At 45.5% G+C, this 15,910-nt stretch carries 17 protein-coding genes; 9 read left to right on the forward strand and 8 right to left on the reverse strand.

The window, feature by feature from the left end:
* The first annotated feature begins 177 nt into the window (after window positions 1-177).
* The 6 genes from lptD to apaH all read left to right on the forward strand — a co-directional run bounded on the left by lptD (window position 178) and on the right by apaH (window position 6,937).
* The gene (gene lptD, locus KIO97_RS07515) at window positions 178-2,523 is read left to right on the forward strand and encodes an LPS assembly protein LptD (protein WP_285381744.1); all 2,346 of its coding nucleotides are present in this window, start codon (window positions 178-180) and stop codon (window positions 2,521-2,523) included.
* A gap of 60 nt (window positions 2,524-2,583) precedes the next feature.
* Window positions 2,584-3,867, forward strand: a complete 1,284-nt coding sequence (gene surA, locus KIO97_RS07520; RefSeq protein ID WP_285381746.1) for a peptidylprolyl isomerase SurA — start codon at window positions 2,584-2,586, stop codon at window positions 3,865-3,867.
* Complete coding sequence (pdxA, locus tag KIO97_RS07525) at window positions 3,857-4,855, forward strand: 4-hydroxythreonine-4-phosphate dehydrogenase PdxA (protein WP_005430439.1); 999 nt, start codon at window positions 3,857-3,859, stop codon at window positions 4,853-4,855. The genes surA and pdxA overlap by 11 nt, the downstream gene beginning before the upstream one ends.
* Window positions 4,852-5,661 (forward strand): 16S rRNA (adenine(1518)-N(6)/adenine(1519)-N(6))-dimethyltransferase RsmA, encoded by an 810-nt coding sequence (rsmA, locus tag KIO97_RS07530; protein WP_005528601.1) that lies wholly within the window; start codon window positions 4,852-4,854, stop codon window positions 5,659-5,661. The genes pdxA and rsmA overlap by 4 nt, the downstream gene beginning before the upstream one ends.
* A gap of 76 nt (window positions 5,662-5,737) precedes the next feature.
* A complete protein-coding gene (gene apaG / locus KIO97_RS07535; protein WP_005430416.1) occupies window positions 5,738-6,118 on the forward strand; it encodes a Co2+/Mg2+ efflux protein ApaG in 381 nt (126 codons plus the stop codon).
* A gap of 12 nt (window positions 6,119-6,130) precedes the next feature.
* A complete protein-coding gene (gene apaH / locus KIO97_RS07540) occupies window positions 6,131-6,937 on the forward strand; it encodes a bis(5'-nucleosyl)-tetraphosphatase (symmetrical) ApaH (protein WP_285381748.1) in 807 nt (268 codons plus the stop codon).
* Window positions 6,938-7,009: 72 nt separating this feature from the next.
* On the opposite strand, the gene folA is transcribed toward apaH, so the two are convergent.
* The 6 genes from folA to rplU form a co-directional block, all read right to left on the reverse strand.
* Window positions 7,010-7,489, reverse strand: a complete 480-nt coding sequence (gene folA / locus KIO97_RS07545) for a type 3 dihydrofolate reductase (RefSeq protein ID WP_050917846.1) — start codon at window positions 7,487-7,489, stop codon at window positions 7,010-7,012.
* A 9-nt stretch (window positions 7,490-7,498) separates the two neighbouring features.
* The gene (locus KIO97_RS07550) at window positions 7,499-7,972 is read right to left on the reverse strand and encodes a threonine/serine exporter family protein (RefSeq protein WP_005430446.1); all 474 of its coding nucleotides are present in this window, start codon (window positions 7,970-7,972) and stop codon (window positions 7,499-7,501) included.
* Window positions 7,972-8,772 (reverse strand): threonine/serine exporter family protein, encoded by an 801-nt coding sequence (locus tag KIO97_RS07555; RefSeq protein WP_285381753.1) that lies wholly within the window; start codon window positions 8,770-8,772, stop codon window positions 7,972-7,974. The genes KIO97_RS07550 and KIO97_RS07555 overlap by 1 nt, the downstream gene beginning before the upstream one ends.
* 116 nt (window positions 8,773-8,888) lie before the next feature.
* Entirely contained in the window at window positions 8,889-10,064 is a 1,176-nt protein-coding gene (gene cgtA / locus KIO97_RS07560) for an Obg family GTPase CgtA (RefSeq protein ID WP_005430443.1), read from the reverse strand.
* A gap of 211 nt (window positions 10,065-10,275) precedes the next feature.
* A complete protein-coding gene (gene rpmA / locus KIO97_RS07565; protein WP_005383095.1) occupies window positions 10,276-10,533 on the reverse strand; it encodes a 50S ribosomal protein L27 in 258 nt (85 codons plus the stop codon).
* 20 nt (window positions 10,534-10,553) lie between these two features.
* Entirely contained in the window at window positions 10,554-10,865 is a 312-nt protein-coding gene (gene rplU / locus KIO97_RS07570) for a 50S ribosomal protein L21 (protein ID WP_000271393.1), read from the reverse strand.
* Between the two features lie 257 nt (window positions 10,866-11,122).
* On the opposite strand from rplU, the gene ispB reads away from it, so the two are divergent.
* Window positions 11,123-12,094 carry an octaprenyl diphosphate synthase gene (gene ispB / locus KIO97_RS07575; RefSeq protein WP_012126911.1) on the forward strand — a complete coding sequence of 324 codons (972 nt, stop codon included), beginning with the start codon at window positions 11,123-11,125 and terminating at the stop codon, window positions 12,092-12,094.
* Window positions 12,095-12,179: 85 nt separating this feature from the next.
* Here the strand turns inward: ispB and KIO97_RS07580 are convergent, their stop codons facing one another.
* Together KIO97_RS07580 and mdh are read right to left on the reverse strand one after the other, a co-directional pair.
* The gene (locus tag KIO97_RS07580; RefSeq protein ID WP_005430528.1) at window positions 12,180-12,371 is read right to left on the reverse strand and encodes a hypothetical protein; all 192 of its coding nucleotides are present in this window, start codon (window positions 12,369-12,371) and stop codon (window positions 12,180-12,182) included.
* A gap of 123 nt (window positions 12,372-12,494) precedes the next feature.
* Entirely contained in the window at window positions 12,495-13,430 is a 936-nt protein-coding gene (mdh, locus tag KIO97_RS07585) for a malate dehydrogenase (RefSeq protein WP_005430569.1), read from the reverse strand.
* A gap of 359 nt (window positions 13,431-13,789) precedes the next feature.
* On the opposite strand from mdh, the gene argR reads away from it, so the two are divergent.
* On the forward strand, window positions 13,790-14,260 hold the full coding sequence (gene argR / locus KIO97_RS07590) for a transcriptional regulator ArgR (protein WP_005430583.1): 471 nt from the start codon (window positions 13,790-13,792) through the stop codon (window positions 14,258-14,260).
* A gap of 383 nt (window positions 14,261-14,643) precedes the next feature.
* A complete protein-coding gene (locus tag KIO97_RS07595) occupies window positions 14,644-15,612 on the forward strand; it encodes a TAXI family TRAP transporter solute-binding subunit (protein WP_005430525.1) in 969 nt (322 codons plus the stop codon).
* Window positions 15,613-15,910: the final 298 nt, after the last annotated feature.

Genomic DNA, 15,910 nt, shown 5'->3' on the forward strand with positions numbered 1-15,910 from the left:
TTCAGATCAGGCTATTTAGCCTGGCTATCTTTGCAGCTATTTTATATCGGCATTATGCCACAGCGAATCCATGCTCTGGGATAATTGCAAACTATAGTTGATTCATTTGGCTATAACGCGAGGGTACAACAAGCCCTATAGCCATCGAGTAGCAGTGACACAGGAAAGTTCAATTCAATGCAACATTTCTCCCGCACATGTTTAGCGGCCTCTATCAGCACCGCCTTGTTTGTACCTACCACTCAAGCTGAAGCGAATATCAATGATAGTGTGCAGGAAATGCCCACCACAGATCAATGTTTGGTCGAAACAAGTGGTGAGGAGGACGCGCTTAACTCTGAAGTCGTCGTACAAGCCGACCGCTTACAAGCCATCAATGGCGATAAAGCTCAGTACTCTGGTAACGTTGAAGTAACGCAAGGCCCGAAGAAAATCACCGCGGATAGCGTAACACTTCACCAACAAGACAACGTGGTTGTGGCCGAAGGTAACGTGACCTTCAACGATGGTAAAGTGAAAGCACGTTCTGATCGTGTGACCAACGACATCAACCGAGATACCTTCTCACTCGAAAACACCGATTATCAGTTCCTTTGCCAACAAGGTCGAGGCACAGCGGCATACATCGCGCGTACTGGTCAGTCAGTGTATGAGTTAGAAGATGGATCGATTACCTCTTGTCCTCAGGGCGATAACGCTTGGCGCCTAGTTGCATCGGGGATCGATGTCGACCAAGACGAAGAGACAGCAACCCTACACCACCCACGTTTCGAAATATTGGATGTGCCAGTTTTCTACGTACCGTATATGACCATGCCAATTGGCGACACACGTAAAACGGGTTTCCTATTCCCGTCTATGTCGTATGGCTCAAGTGATGGTATGGAAGTCGAACTTCCATTTTACTGGAATATCGCCCCTCAATACGACATGACGATTACGCCTCTGTACATGCAAAAGCGTGGTAATAAGCTAGATACTGACTTCCGCTACCTAACCAATGGTTGGGGTGATGGAGAGATCAAAGGCGAATACATGGGCAGCGACAAAAAGTACGATGACGAATCGCGCTGGGGTTACCAATTTAAGCACGACGGTATTATCAACAAGCAATGGGTGGTCAGCCTTGATTACTCCAAAGTGAGTGATATCGACTACTTCCGAGATCTAGATTCCGACATTGGTAACCGTGAAGATGGCCAACTGCTCCAAGAAGGTGAAGTGAAATATCGCTCAAACTTCTGGGATGCATCATTACGTGTCCGTGACTTCCAAATCCTACTAGAAGAAGACAACCAGCCATACCGTCTTCTGCCTGAACTTGAGTTGAACTACTACACGCCACTGTGGGGTAACTACGTAAACTTCGATGTGAAGAGCCAACTTAGCCGCTTCGATACCGATGATACTGCGAAGCCAGATGCAACCCGTGTTCACGTCGAGCCAGGCATTACTATTCCTCTATCGAACTCTTGGGCAACTTGGACTACAGAAGCTCGCGTCTTGTCGACATACTACTCGCAAGACATAGAAGGACTGACTGATCCAGACCTGCGTAATACACTGGATGAAAACGTGTCACGTGTCATTCCAGAATTCCGTACCCATGCGCGTATGTACCTCGAGCGTGATACAAGTTGGATTGAAGGCTATACCCAAACACTTGAGCCACAGTTGCAATACTTGTATGTGCCGGATGAAGACCAGAGCAACATCTACAACTACGACACCACCTTGCTGCAAACCGACTACTACGGTCTATTCCGCAGCCGTAAATACAGTGGTATCGACAAGATCGCTTCTGCAAACCAGTTAAGCTACGGTGCAAGTACTCGTTTCTTCGATGATGATTACAAAGAGCGATTGAACGTTTCGTTTGGTCAGATCTACTACTTCGACAAGAAGACCAAGCTCAGCAATAACCCAAGCATGCCTGATGAAACGTCAAACTACTCGTCATGGGCAATTGAAACCGATTTCAACTACAACGATTACCTGTTCTACCACGGTGGTCTCCAGTACGACATCGACTTGAGCTCAATGCAACTAGCAAACAGCACCTTGGAATACCAATTTAACGGCGGTTTTATTCAAGGTAACTACCGCTACGTAACGCGTGAGTACATCGAAGATACGATCATTGTCGAAAACCTAGATACGATCACTCGTAAAGGCATTTCACAAGCGGGTATCGTAGCGGCATACGAGTTCAACCCGAGCTGGTCTGCAAGCGGTCAGTACTACTACGACCTAAATGAAAATATTGATATGGAATGGCTAGCCAGCTTGCGCTACCAATCAGATTGTTGGTACTTCGGTCTAACCTACTCAAACCAACTATTGGGCTGGGATGAAAAAGCGATCGGTAGCGATGGTTCATCACCGAAATACGAAAATAACATCAGTGTTAACTTCGGTATTCAGGGTTTTGCAACCAACCAACGTGCAGATACCGCCGCGAAAGAACTTGATGGCTCAGACAATGCGATCAAATACGGTCGACCATTCTATTTGAACAATTAATCAAATTAAGCGTCTTACCTATAACAAGACGCTTAATCACTATTACTGACGGAATTTTTAATGAAAATTTGGAAATCACTCTTATTCACCACCCTACTTTCTTGTGGTGTAACAGCAGCGCCAGTAGAGCTTGATAAGGTTGCAGTCATCGTAAACGATGGTGTGATTCTGCAAAGCGACATCGATACCGCGATGAAAACGCTTCAAGCAAACGCTCGCCAAAGTGGCAAGAGTCTGCCTTCAGCAAGCGTGCTGAAAGACCAAGTGGTAGAAAAGCTTATTATCGACACGCTTCAAGGCCAAGAAGCTGAGCGTATCGGTGTACGTATCGATGATAACCGCCTTAATCAAGCGATTGCAGAGATTGCTCGCAACAACAACCAAAGCGTGGAACAGTTGGCAGCCTCTGTACAAGCAGAAGGTCTAAGCTACTCTGAATTCCGCGAACAGATTCGTAAAGAAATTGCCGCTTCTGAAGCGCGTAATGCACTGGTTCGTCGTCGTATCAACATTCTTCCTGCTGAGGTAGATAGCCTTGCAGACCAGTTGGCGAAAGAAACTAACGCAACCGTTCAATACAAGATTGGCCATATCCAACTTCGTTTTTCTGACGACAAAGACAAGTCAGAAGTCGAAGCAGAAGCCAATGCATTGGTTAAGAAACTCAAAGACGGTGCAGATTTCTCTGAAATGGCGTACACCTACTCAAAAGGTCCGAAAGCACTACAAGGTGGTGATTGGGGTTGGATGCGTAAAGAAGAAATGCCGACCATCTTTGCTGACCAAATCAAGATGCAAAACAAAGGCAGTATCATTGGCCCATTTCGCAGCGGCATCGGTTTCCACATCCTAAAAATTGAAGATGTGAAAGGTCTTGAAACCGTAGCGGTCACAGAGGTAAATGCTCGCCATATCCTTATCAAACCAACCGTTATCTTAAGTGACGACGGTGCGAAGAAAGAGCTAAACGAGTTCATCCGTCGTATCAAAGCGGGTGAGGCGACCTTTGACCAATTGGCAACACAATACAGCCAAGACCCAGGTTCAGCCGCTCAAAATGGCGAACTGGGTTACCAAACACCTGATTTATACGTACCAGAATTTAAACACCAAGTAGAAACACTACCAGTAGGCTCAATCAGTGCACCGTTCAAAACCGTACACGGTTGGCATATTGTTGAAGTACTAGACCGTCGCCAAGTCGACCGCACAGACTCAGCAATGAAAAACAAAGCTTACCGCATTCTATTTAACCGTAAGTTTAATGAAGAAGCTGGCGCATGGATGCAAGAGCTACGCGCAAGCGCATTCGTTGAAATCGTGGATGACAATGATGGCAACTAATTCGATTCGTAGAATCGTCGTGACCGCAGGGGAACCTGCGGGCATCGGCCCTGATTTGGTGCTGGCCCTATCGAAGGAAGACTGGGCGCACCAAATCGTCGTATGTGCAGACAAAAATGTATTGGCAGAAAGAGCCAATCAACTTGGCATAAACGTTCAACTGTTTGATTACAATCCAGAAGAAGCACCCAAGGCGCAGCAAGCTGGCACTTTAATCGTAGACCATATCGAAATCGCAGAGACTGCGGTAGCTGGTCAACTTAATGAAGCCAACGGCCACTACGTGTTAAAAACACTAGAAAGAGCCGCTTTGGGCTGTATGAATGATGAATTTGATGCTATTGTCACCGGCCCTGTGCATAAGGGGGTGATAAATCGCTCAGGTGTAGCGTTCAGTGGACATACTGAATTCTTCGCCGAGAAGTCCAACACACCGTTGGTCGTGATGATGCTAGCCACTGAAGGCCTGCGAGTTGCTCTAGTAACAACGCATATCCCTTTGGCTTACGTATCTAAAGCCGTCACGGAAGAGCGATTAGAAAAAATCATCGATATTCTTCATAAAGATCTTGTAGAAAAATTTGCCATCTCGCAGCCAAACATCTATGTTTGCGGGCTAAATCCACATGCGGGAGAAGATGGCTGTTTGGGTCGCGAAGAGATCGAGACCATCACTCCGACATTGGAAAAGATTCGACAAGAAAAAGGAATCAATCTGATCGGCCCATTGCCGGCAGACACCATTTTCAATGAAAAGTATTTAAACGATGCTGATGCTGTTTTAGGTATGTACCACGATCAAGTGTTGCCAGTATTAAAATACAAAGGCTTTGGTCGTTCAGTAAACATTACGCTTGGTCTACCATTTATAAGAACCTCGGTGGATCACGGTACTGCATTAGAGCTGGCAGGGACAGGTCAAGCGGATACAGGGAGCTTCCGAACAGCGCTCACGCATGCGATAGAATTGGTAGAGAAGAAACAATGAGAAATGATGTCCATTTAGGACACAAAGCGCGTAAACGTTTTGGTCAAAACTTCCTGAACGATCCATACATTATTGACGGTATCGTATCAGCAATTAACCCAAGACCAGGTCAAAACCTTGTTGAGATCGGCCCGGGCCTTGGTGCAATTACCGAACCTGTTGGCCGCGAAGTCGATAAGTTCACGGTTATCGAGTTAGACCGAGATCTAGCAGAGCGTCTACGCAACCACCCAGAATTGGCTGACAAGCTTACAATTCATGAAGGCGATGCTATGCGCTTTGACTTCACTCAGTTGGTGAAGCCAAACAACAAGTTACGTATCTTCGGTAACTTGCCATACAACATCTCTACACCTTTGATGTTCCACTTATTTGAATTCCATAAAGACATTCAAGACATGCACTTTATGCTTCAAAAAGAAGTGGTAAATCGTTTGGCAGCAGGCCCTGGTAGCAAAGCTTACGGCCGTCTAACGGTTATGGCTCAATACTACTGTAAAGTTGTGCCTGTACTAGAAGTACCGCCAACGGCGTTTGTTCCGCCACCAAAAGTAGACTCTGCTGTTGTTCGTCTTGTGCCTTACGAAGAGCTGCCACATCCTGCAAAAGATTTGCGTTTGCTGGAGCGAGTATGTCGTGAAGGCTTTAACCAACGCCGTAAAACAGTACGTAACTGTTACAAAGCACTGATCAGTGCAGAAGTGTTGGAAGAGCTTGGTGTCAACCCAAGCATGCGTCCAGAGAACCTGACGCTACAACAATTCGTCGCCATGGCGAACTGGCTCGCGGATAACCCGCAGCACTAAGAACTCAAACGATAAGCCAAACCCTTGCCGGTTTGGCTTATTATTATTGGGATATTACGTTTCTCGAGGAGTGCACATGGACGTCATTCAACCCTGCATCAAAATTCAAGTTCATACCAAATACATTGAAGAACAGTCCAACCCTGAACTGCAACGCTACGTTTTTGCTTACGTCATTACGATAAAAAACCTCAGCCAACAAACCGTGCAATTAATCAGCCGCCGCTGGTTAATTACCGATTCCAATGGCAAGCAAATGACCGTAGAGGGCGAAGGTGTCGTCGGTCAGCAACCTTTTATTTCCGGTAGCGACGAATACACCTACAGTAGTGGCACCGCACTTGAGACTCCGGTTGGAGTAATGCAAGGACACTACATTCTGCTGGATGAAAAGGGCAATGAATTTATCACCGAGATCGACCCATTCCGTTTGGCGATACCAAACGTGTTAAATTAATCAGGAGACTCAGTGGCTACCTATATTGTTGGTGATATCCAAGGCTGTTTTGATGAACTGCAACAACTGCTAGAGCAAGTCAATTTTTCTGCGTCACATGACCAACTTTGGTTGGCTGGCGACCTTGTCGCTCGAGGGCCTAAGTCTCTAGAGACATTGCGTTTTGTTAAGTCTCTTGGTGACAGCGCAGAAGTCGTTTTGGGTAACCATGACTTGCACCTAATGGCCGTTTCTCAAGGGCTAAAAAAGGTCAAAGACAAGGATAAGACCGCGCCAATCTTCTCTGCTCCAGACAAAGAAGAACTGCTGACTTGGCTATCACAACAACCACTGTTGGCAGAACACGATGACTTTGTCATGTGTCATGCAGGCATCTCTCCACTATGGGATCTTGATACTGCTAGAAGCTGTGCACGTGAAGTGGAAGCGATCATTCGAAGTAAACAATTGCCTTGGCTGCTAGAAAATATGTACAGCAACCAGCCTGATCTCTGGGATGAATCCCTTTCAGGACTCGACCGCTATCGCTACACCATCAATGCATTTACTCGCATGCGTTTTTGCTTCCCTGATGGTCGCTTGGATATGGATTGCAAACTACCACCGCAAGAGGTCTCGGAAGATGAGCTCGTGCCGTGGTTCAAACTGCCGCAACGTGTTCCTTTAGAAAAAGCGGTGTTGTTTGGCCACTGGGCTGCACTGCAAGGTCATATAGATGAAAACATCATTGGTCTTGATACTGGCTGCGTTTGGGGAGGCTCGCTCACTATGATTCGTTGGGAAGACAAGCAAGTTTTCACTCAACAAGCACTCAGTTAACAGCCCCGATTGCCGGGCTAGAAAACAAAAAGCACCGCATTTGCGGTGCTTTTCTTATTCGGCTCAATTTGATTATTTTTCTAAAATCGTAAAACGCATGTTGTAAGCGTTTTTCTCATCCGCTTGATACGCTTCAGAGTATGTTTCTTTAAACTCATTCCCCCAATCTGGGAACTGAGTATCGCCCTCAATTTCAGCTTCAATATGCGTGACATACAGTTTGTTGGCCATCGGTAAGCACGCAGCATAAATCGCCCCACCACCAATGATCATCACTTCTTCCACTTCACCAGCAACCTCAAGCGCTTGCTCAATCGACGTAACGGTCGTGACACCTTCGATGAAAAGTGAAGCATCACGGCTGATGACAATATTCAAACGGCCAGGTAAAGGACGTCCAATTGATTCATAAGTTTTACGTCCCATCACAACAGGCTTACCCATTGTACAGCGCTTAAACCATGCAAAATCTGCCGGAAGATGCCAAGGCATCTGATTGTCTTTACCGATGATTCGGTTGTCTGCCATCGCGGCAATCATGCTGATGATCATACTGTGTCCTTAAACTATTGGTCGACGGCGATAGAATAGCAGCCCCGGAACCGCCAAGCCAACCGCTAAGCCTGCAATAATAAACATCGCTTTAAGAAAGTTTTCCATGCACGTCGCAATAAGTTCAGGTGAGTAACCCAAATGGTTTATCTCCACCATGGCAATCATTGCTTTATAAGCGAATACACCCGGAACCATAGGAATCAAAGCTGCCACAGTGAAGACTTTTGGGTGGGCAAGAAAACGATGAGACCAGTGAACACCGATTAAACCTACTAACGTCGCCGCAAAAAACGTTGCCCACTCAATTGGTAAACCGAAGTGCATCATTAAATAACGGCTGCCGTGACCAATCGCACCGCCTATCGCACAGTACTTCAGCGCCTTCTGTGGCACATTAAACACCATTGCAAAACCAACGGCAGGAATAGCGGCAAAGAACATATCGTTTAAGAGCCCTAAGGCCAAATCAAACACACTCATTAGCTCATCCATCCCCAGATACCGGTGACTTCCATCGCCGCTACAATGCCAAGGCAAGTTGCGAGAGTAAGCAAGCTCGCCATAGTGAATCGTGCAATGCCCATGTTGATATGGCCTTTCAGCATATCGGCAACCGAGTTAATCAGTGGGAAACCGGGTACTAGCATCAATACAGATGATGCCATCGCAACGGTTGGCAAGTTACCGATGTCAAAAATCACCGCTTGAGCAGAGATTAGCGTGGTCACAAACGCCGTGACAGCGAAGTTGAGAAGAGGATTAAAGTGGCGATGGCCAATTTCTTGTCGAACGATCATACCGCCAGCAGAAGCAAGAAACGTCATGACAAACACACCTAAGTCTCCTCCAGCTAAATGGCTGAAGGCAGCACAAGAAAGGCCGATCATAAACACCACTAACCAACGGTTATAGCGCTCAGGGCTAATAGTATTGAGTTTCTTCTGCGCCATTCTCACATCGAGCAATCCACGCTCCATCATGATACAAATACGTTGGATCTGGGTGATCACTCGCATGTTGATCCCGCGATCGGCGCAACTTCTGGTTGTTGTAATGCAGTGATCGTCTTTGACTGTCGTGACCACCAAAGCATTCGCAGATAATGCGACTGCCACTTCGCTGACACCACAGGCAATACCGATGCGCTGCATGATGTCACTCACAAGCGTACTCTCTGCTCCGTGAGCTAATAGCATTTGCCCAGCTTGGGCAACGAGCCGAGAAATGGCCCTTTGGTTGGATGCCGTCTTTGCACAAGACGATATAACTTCCGATGTCATGAATACTTCCTAAGTCCGTTAAGCTCATTATTGTGCCGCAAATCACATCGTCTAAACATGATTTAGATACAAAAAAAGCCGCAATAAACATTGCGGCTTAATGAATTAGCTAGCGATTAGTCGCGGACGTAAACAACGTGACCGTCGTCTTCTTCATCGTCCCAATCATCCCAATCGTCGTCATCTTCTTCAGTGATAACGTCTTTGCCAGCGATCGCGTCTTTATGGTAGTCATCCCACATGAAGTTTACTTTATCTTCTTCAGCAACTTCTTCCTCTTCACGAGGTAGGTTTTCCATAAAGTCAGCTAACTTGTAGCAAAGCTCTTTGGTACCGTTACGGTTGATCGCCGAGATCTTAAAGTACTCGTCTTCCCAACCTAGCGCATCCAAGATTTCTTGGATCTTTTCATTAGCTTCTTCTTCTGGCATCAGATCCGTTTTGTTGAAGACTAGCCAACGAGGTTTGCCTGCTAGTTTTTCACTGTACTGCTCCAGTTCATCAATGATGGTTAGGGCATTTTGAATTGGATCTGACTGATCGATAGGCATGATATCAATCATGTGAAGCAATACGCGGCAACGCTCTAGGTGCTTAAGGAAGCGAATACCTAGACCAGCACCGTCAGCTGCGCCTTCGATAAGACCAGGAATGTCTGCAACCACAAAGCTCTTCTCAGGAACCACACTCACTACACCCAAGCTTGGGATTAACGTAGTAAATGGGTAATCTGCTACTTTTGGTTTTGCTGCTGATACTGCGCGGATAAAGGTTGATTTACCTGCGTTAGGTAGACCAAGCATACCAACATCTGCCAATAGCAATAGCTCTAGACGGATTTCACGGATTTCACCTTTAGTACCTAGCGTTCTCTGACGAGGAGCGCGGTTTACTGAAGATTTAAAACGCGTGTTACCAAGACCGTGCCAGCCGCCTTTAGCGACCATCACTTTCTTACCGTGTTCTGCTACTTCTGCAACGATTTCGTTGGTATGGATATCAACTGCGCGAGTACCTACTGGTACGCGAAGTGTGATGTCTTTACCACGTTTACCAGTACAGTTACCGCCGCGACCGTTTTCACCGCGTTCTGCTTCGTAAAAGCGTTGGAAACGGTAATCGATCAGGGTATTTAGGTTTTCATCGGCTTGGATGTATACATCACCACCATCACCACCGTCGCCACCATCTGGGCCACCTTTAGTGATGAATTTTTCACGCCAGAAACTTACAACGCCGCTACCGCCGTCACCAGCCTGAACTTTTACTACCGCTTCATCTACGAACTTCATCTTTTACTCCGACTACTTCGTGCGTGGATTAAATCTGACTTGTCATCAAACAATTTTAGCAGATGACAGATCTAAGCTCCCAGATACCTACCGTTCGAGGTCAGGACGAGAAACTTCGATATGTCGACTGCTACAAATAAAAAACCCCGCCGAATCGGCAGGGCTTTTGAATTCAGCTTTAAAGCTTTAGTAATTAACCTAAAAGGTAAAATTACTCAGCTTCGATGCTTACAAACTTACGGTTCTTAGGACCTTTAACCTCGAACTTCACTTTACCTTCAGTAAGAGCGAATAGAGTGTGGTCTTTACCGATACCTACGTTGTTACCAGCGTGGAACTTAGTACCACGTTGACGAACGATGATGTTACCTGCAAGAACAGATTCACCACCGAAACGCTTAACACCTAGACGTTTGCTTTCTGAATCGCGGCCGTTACGAGTAGAACCACCAGCTTTTTTGTGTGCCATTGTTAAACTCTCCTAATAGATTAAGCGTTGATACCAGTGATCTTCACTTCAGTGAACCACTGACGGTGACCCTGTTGCTTACGAGAGTGCTTACGACGACGGAACTTAACGATTTTAACTTTATCGCCACGACCGTGTTGTACAACTTCAGCAACAACTTTGCCGCCCTCTACAAGAGGAGCACCAACTTTGATGTCTTCGCCGTTAGCAACAAGAAGAACTTTATCAAATTCTACAGTTGCACCAGTTTCAACGTCTAATTTCTCTAAACGAAGAGTTTGACCTTCGCTTACACGGTGTTGTTTACCACCAGATTGGAAAACAGCGTACATATTTTACTCCGCTTTTTCCGCACAGCCTTTTCATGAGGGTGTGCGCTAAACTAATCATCAATAGGGCGCAGATTCTACAGAAGAGATGCCCCTATGACAAGCCATATTTTGAAAAAATTGGCGAAAAGCTAATCGCCAAAGAAAAGTGCGGCAATCATGCCCTTTAGTAATGTATTAATCAACGTTTTTTAGTGTATTATTCGACAATTATATAAATCGAATAAGCCTTGCAGGGTCTAACTTCAGCCGGATATACGATGGATTTTAAAACTATCCAAGCGCTTACTGCCGATGACATGGCAAAAGTGAATGAAACAATTCAAGCCCAACTAAATTCTGATGTCTCTTTAATCAACCAACTCGGTTTCTATATCGTAAGTGGTGGAGGCAAACGCTTGAGACCACTTCTGGCGATATTGTCAGCACGTGCTCTTGGTTACCAAGGTAACGGCCATACTATGGCAGCGGCGTTTATCGAGTTCATCCATACAGCAACTCTGTTGCACGATGATGTAGTTGATGAGTCAGACATGCGTCGTGGTAAAGCGACGGCGAACGCTGCATTTGGTAATGCGGCGAGCGTATTAGTTGGGGACTTTATTTACACTCGCTCATTCCAAATGATGACTGAGCTAGGATCAATGAAGATCCTTAAACTAATGAGTGATGCAGTAAATGTGATCGCAGAAGGTGAAGTTCAGCAGTTAATGAACTGCAATGATCCTGACACCACTGAAGAAAGCTACATGCAGGTCATCTACTCGAAAACAGCTCGTCTGTTTGAGTCAGCAACGCAAATTGGTGCGATCTTAAATGACGCTCCAGAAAACGTAGAAGTTGCGCTGCAAAACTACGGCAAATATCTGGGTACCGCATTCCAACTTATCGATGACGTTATGGACTATACGTCTGACGGTGAAGACATGGGTAAGAATGTTGGCGACGACCTAGCAGAAGGCAAACCAACGCTCCCTCTTTTGCATGCGATGCGTAATACAACGCCAGAGAACACAGCGATGATTCGTGAAGCAATCGAGAAAGCCAACGGCATGGATCGATTAGAAGACATCTTAGCAGTCATGCAAGAAGCTGGTTCTCTTGAGTACACGACACAAAAAGCACTAGAAGAAGCTGATAAAGCGATTGCTGAACTGTCTGTACTGCCTGAATCCGATTATAAGCAAGCATTGGTTACTCTCGCTCACATGGCCGTGAAGCGAACTAGCTAAGGCTGAATAGAAAGACCCTAAAGTAAAAAGGAAGAGCTGGGCTCTTCCTTTTTGTTATCTGTGGTTTGTTGGATCGGTGTTAGACCTAGTAGTACTGATCACAATTACCATGTAGTTGAGGGTTGTCTTCGATCTCGTCAAAGCTTACCGCCAATTGCTCTTCCGAGCCCTGCTTAGCCAACAATACCGTTTCTGCTTCTTGGTCAACCACTAAGATGGTTCCCACCCCTTGCTGACACTCTACAACCATACCTTTACGGATTCGACTCGCTTCCATCATCTTCTCCTTCACAAAGTGGCTTGATACTGACTCTGTTACGCGCATTGGGATGAAAGGATCAAAAAAGCCGATCGTACGATCGGCTTTCGTCTTTTATATGGCTTCTACAGAGGAAGAAGCTTACTTGGCAAACTCAACACCAATGTTAATGTCGCCATTTAGCGTTTCTAACATACCGTCAAGCGCCGACTTTTCGTAGTCGCTCAATGCGCCGTAGCTTAGTACTTCTTCTACGCCGTCTTTACCTAGCTTCACAGGTTGTGCGAAGTATGGTGCATGCTCGCTGTCGCCTTCAACGTACGCACACTCAACCACGCCTTCTTCACCTTGAAGAGCGCGAACTAGCGCTAGACCAAAGCGACACGCCGCCTGACCCATAGATAGAGTTGCGCTACCGCCACCCGCTTTAGCTTCTACAACTTCTGTACCTGCGTTCTGGATACGCTTCGTTAGCGCTTCCACTTCTTCAGCAGTAAACTCAACACCTTCAACTTGAGAAAGCAGAGGAAGAATGGTTACCCCAGAGTGGCCACCGATCACAGGAACGCGAACGTCACCTGGATCTTTGTCTTTCAGCTCTGCGACGAATGTTTCTGAACGGATAACGTCTAGTGTTGTTACACCGAACAGTTTGCGTTTATCGTAAACGCCCGCTTTTTTCAGAACTTCAGCAGCGATTGGCACTGTCGTGTTAACTGGGTTAGTGATGATACCTACGCATGCTGTAGGACACACAACGGCGATCTTTTCTGCTAGCGATTTAACGATACCAGCATTTACATTGAACAGATCCGCACGATCCATACCAGGCTTACGAGCTACACCAGCAGAGATCAGTACTACGTCTGCACCTTCAAGTGCAGGCGTTGGATCTTCACCAGCGTAACCTTTGATAGAAACCGGAGTTGGGATATGGCTAAGATCAGCAGCCACACCAGGAGTTACTGGAGCAATATCGTATAGGGCTAAATCAGAACCTGCAGGAAGGCGGTTCTTAAGTAGAAGGGCCAGGGCTTGACCGATGCCACCTGCGGCACCAATAACGGCTACTTTCATGTAGTTCTCCTTGAGAGTATTTCTCTTATAAACGTATTCGTCGGGTATTTTGTAACCAGCTGAAACAAAGCTATCGGAATCACAACTTGATTACAATCAATTAACGTCAGCTTTGCGACCTCGCGCAACTCAGTGTTACCGTGCTACAAACAGAGCGCTGATTATTCGGTTATTCTGTTGAAATGACAAGAAATTCAGTGCAATAAATAGGTCAGTATTTTTACACTTAAAGAACCCTATCCCGTATAGGGTTTACAGTGATGGAATTAACATATTACCGTGACTTTTTGGCACTGCATGAATATATATGCGAGAATATGCAAAATTTCTGACCCTTGAATAAGAGAATCATAACGACTATGCGCAATTCAGAAAAACAAGATAACTTAGTTCGCGCTTTTAAAGCCTTATTAAAAGAAGAGAGCTTCGGTTCACAGGGCGAGATCGTAGATGCACTAAAACAACAAGGTTTTGAAAGCATCAACCAATCTAAAGTCTCCCGTATGCTGACGAAGTTTGGTGCGGTTCGTACACGTAATGCAAAAATGGAGATGGTTTACTGTCTACCAGCAGAATTAGGTGTACCTACAGTAAGTAGCTCTCTGCGTGAGTTGGTCTTAGATATCGACCATAATGCAGCATTAGTAGTCATCCACACTGGCCCTGGTGCAGCTCAATTGATTGCCCGCCTACTGGATTCTTTGGGTAAATCTGAGGGTATTCTTGGCGTAGTAGCCGGCGATGACACCATCTTCATTACCCCAACAATGCCAGTTTCTACAGAACAATTGTTCAAGTCAGTGTGTGAACTTTTCGAATACACAGGCTAAGTAACTGTTTGTGGGCTATGAAATTCGTTGAGTTTTGTAGCCCATGAAAAATGTAAAATTTTTGATTTCTCAGACTATTTTTCACCCACCGCTTTTGTGATTAACATCACGCTATTGATTTTTTTAATACTCCTATCAAAACCAAGCATAAGTATTTGTTCTGGAAAGAATTACATATCAAATTTATCTCCGACACTTGTCGCAGGATTTAGACTTATTCGCTATAAGTTTTAACAATCGGATAATTTTCTGCCAATTTTTTGTTATGATTCGCTCGCTTTTTCAAACGATTGGATTGGAAAAGATGCCGTTTCCGAATAGGAAACTCCTGAAATAATTTAAGGTTATTTCCGGGTTAATAATGAATATAAGGAAGGAAATTCATGGCATTTAACAAACTTCTAAAAGTAGGCGCTATCGCTGCAGCAGTTATGGGCGCAGGCGCAGTTAACGCTCAAGAGTTTATTACTATCGGTACTGGCTCTGTTACAGGTGTTTACTACCCTACTGGTGGTGCTATTTGTAAATTGGTAAACAAAGGTCGTAAAGATCACAACATTCGTTGTTCAGTAGAATCGACTGGCGGCTCAATTTACAACGTCAACACTATCCGTGCTGGCGAGCTAGACTTTGGTATCGTGCAATCGGATTGGCAATACCATGGCTATAACGGTACGAGCAAGTTTGCTGAACAAGGCCCGTACAAAAAGCTACGTGCAATGTTCTCTCTTCATACAGAACCTTTTAACATCATCGCACGTGCAGATTCTGGTATCGAAAACGTTCAAGACCTTAAAGGTAAACGCGTCAACATCGGTAACCCAGGCTCTGGTGACCGCGCGACAATGGGTGTAGTGATGGATGCAATGGGCTGGACAAACGACAGCTTCAAACTGGCATCTGAGCTAAAAGGCTCTGAGCGTTCACAAGCACTATGTGACAACAAGATCGATGCATTCATCTACATGGTTGGTCACCCGAACGGTTCAATCAAAGAAGCAACAACCTCTTGTGATGCAAAACTTGTCCCAGCGACAGGCGCAGAAATCGAAAAGATCGTTGCTAACAACCCTTACTACGCATTCAGCACAGTACCTGCTGGCATGTACCGTGGTACAGATAAAGACGTAAACAGCTTCGGTGTTGCGGCGACAATGGTAACGACTTCTGATGTTTCAGATGACGTCGCTTACAATGTTGCAAAAGCAGTATTCGAAAACTTCGACACATTCAAACGTCTACACCCTGCATTTGCAAACCTGAAGAAAGAAGACATGGTGAAAGCTGGTCTTTCTATCCCTCTTCACCCAGGTGCGGAAAAATACTACAAAGAAGTAGGTCTGCTTAAGTAAGCAACTACTGACTTCAAGCTCGGGCAGAAAAGGATGGTTTTCGGCCTGATTAAGTATGCTGGTAACGATCGTTTGCCAGCATGCTTTGTTCAACTTGCATAATGCAATCTGCCGATTTCTTTCAGAAGTCGCGCTCACACCTAAAAAAAGAAACCGCACATTTCCTTTGCCCACAAATCAATGGGTTACAGATTTGTAGCGATTCACTCGAAAGCAAACTTCGCTCTATTCACTACACTGTTATAGCGAAGCGGGGTTCTCGATACACAATACAGACAGGACCATCAATAATAAGGAA

It is taken from the genome of Vibrio sp. B181a, assembly GCF_030248375.1.
Taxonomy (GTDB): domain Bacteria; phylum Pseudomonadota; class Gammaproteobacteria; order Enterobacterales; family Vibrionaceae; genus Vibrio; species Vibrio campbellii.

What these genes read in the sequence shown, in the direction of transcription:
- lptD (WP_285381744.1), top strand. Translation starts at nt 178, where the DNA reads ATGCAACATTTCTCCCGCACATGTTTAGCGGCCTCTATCAGCACCGCC.
- surA (WP_285381746.1), top strand. Translation starts at nt 2,584, where the DNA reads ATGAAAATTTGGAAATCACTCTTATTCACCACCCTACTTTCTTGTGGT.
- pdxA (WP_005430439.1), top strand. Translation starts at nt 3,857, where the DNA reads ATGGCAACTAATTCGATTCGTAGAATCGTCGTGACCGCAGGGGAACCT.
- rsmA (WP_005528601.1), top strand. Translation starts at nt 4,852, where the DNA reads ATGAGAAATGATGTCCATTTAGGACACAAAGCGCGTAAACGTTTTGGT.
- apaG (WP_005430416.1), top strand. Translation starts at nt 5,738, where the DNA reads ATGGACGTCATTCAACCCTGCATCAAAATTCAAGTTCATACCAAATAC.
- folA (WP_050917846.1), bottom strand. Translation starts at nt 7,489, where the DNA reads ATGATCATCAGCATGATTGCCGCGATGGCAGACAACCGAATCATCGGT.
- KIO97_RS07550 (WP_005430446.1), bottom strand. Translation starts at nt 7,972, where the DNA reads ATGAGTGTGTTTGATTTGGCCTTAGGGCTCTTAAACGATATGTTCTTT.
- KIO97_RS07555 (WP_285381753.1), bottom strand. Translation starts at nt 8,772, where the DNA reads ATGACATCGGAAGTTATATCGTCTTGTGCAAAGACGGCATCCAACCAA.
- cgtA (WP_005430443.1), bottom strand. Translation starts at nt 10,064, where the DNA reads ATGAAGTTCGTAGATGAAGCGGTAGTAAAAGTTCAGGCTGGTGACGGC.
- rpmA (WP_005383095.1), bottom strand. Translation starts at nt 10,533, where the DNA reads ATGGCACACAAAAAAGCTGGTGGTTCTACTCGTAACGGCCGCGATTCA.
- rplU (WP_000271393.1), bottom strand. Translation starts at nt 10,865, where the DNA reads ATGTACGCTGTTTTCCAATCTGGTGGTAAACAACACCGTGTAAGCGAA.
- ispB (WP_012126911.1), top strand. Translation starts at nt 11,123, where the DNA reads ATGGATTTTAAAACTATCCAAGCGCTTACTGCCGATGACATGGCAAAA.
- KIO97_RS07580 (WP_005430528.1), bottom strand. Translation starts at nt 12,371, where the DNA reads ATGGAAGCGAGTCGAATCCGTAAAGGTATGGTTGTAGAGTGTCAGCAA.
- mdh (WP_005430569.1), bottom strand. Translation starts at nt 13,430, where the DNA reads ATGAAAGTAGCCGTTATTGGTGCCGCAGGTGGCATCGGTCAAGCCCTG.
- argR (WP_005430583.1), top strand. Translation starts at nt 13,790, where the DNA reads ATGCGCAATTCAGAAAAACAAGATAACTTAGTTCGCGCTTTTAAAGCC.
- KIO97_RS07595 (WP_005430525.1), top strand. Translation starts at nt 14,644, where the DNA reads ATGGCATTTAACAAACTTCTAAAAGTAGGCGCTATCGCTGCAGCAGTT.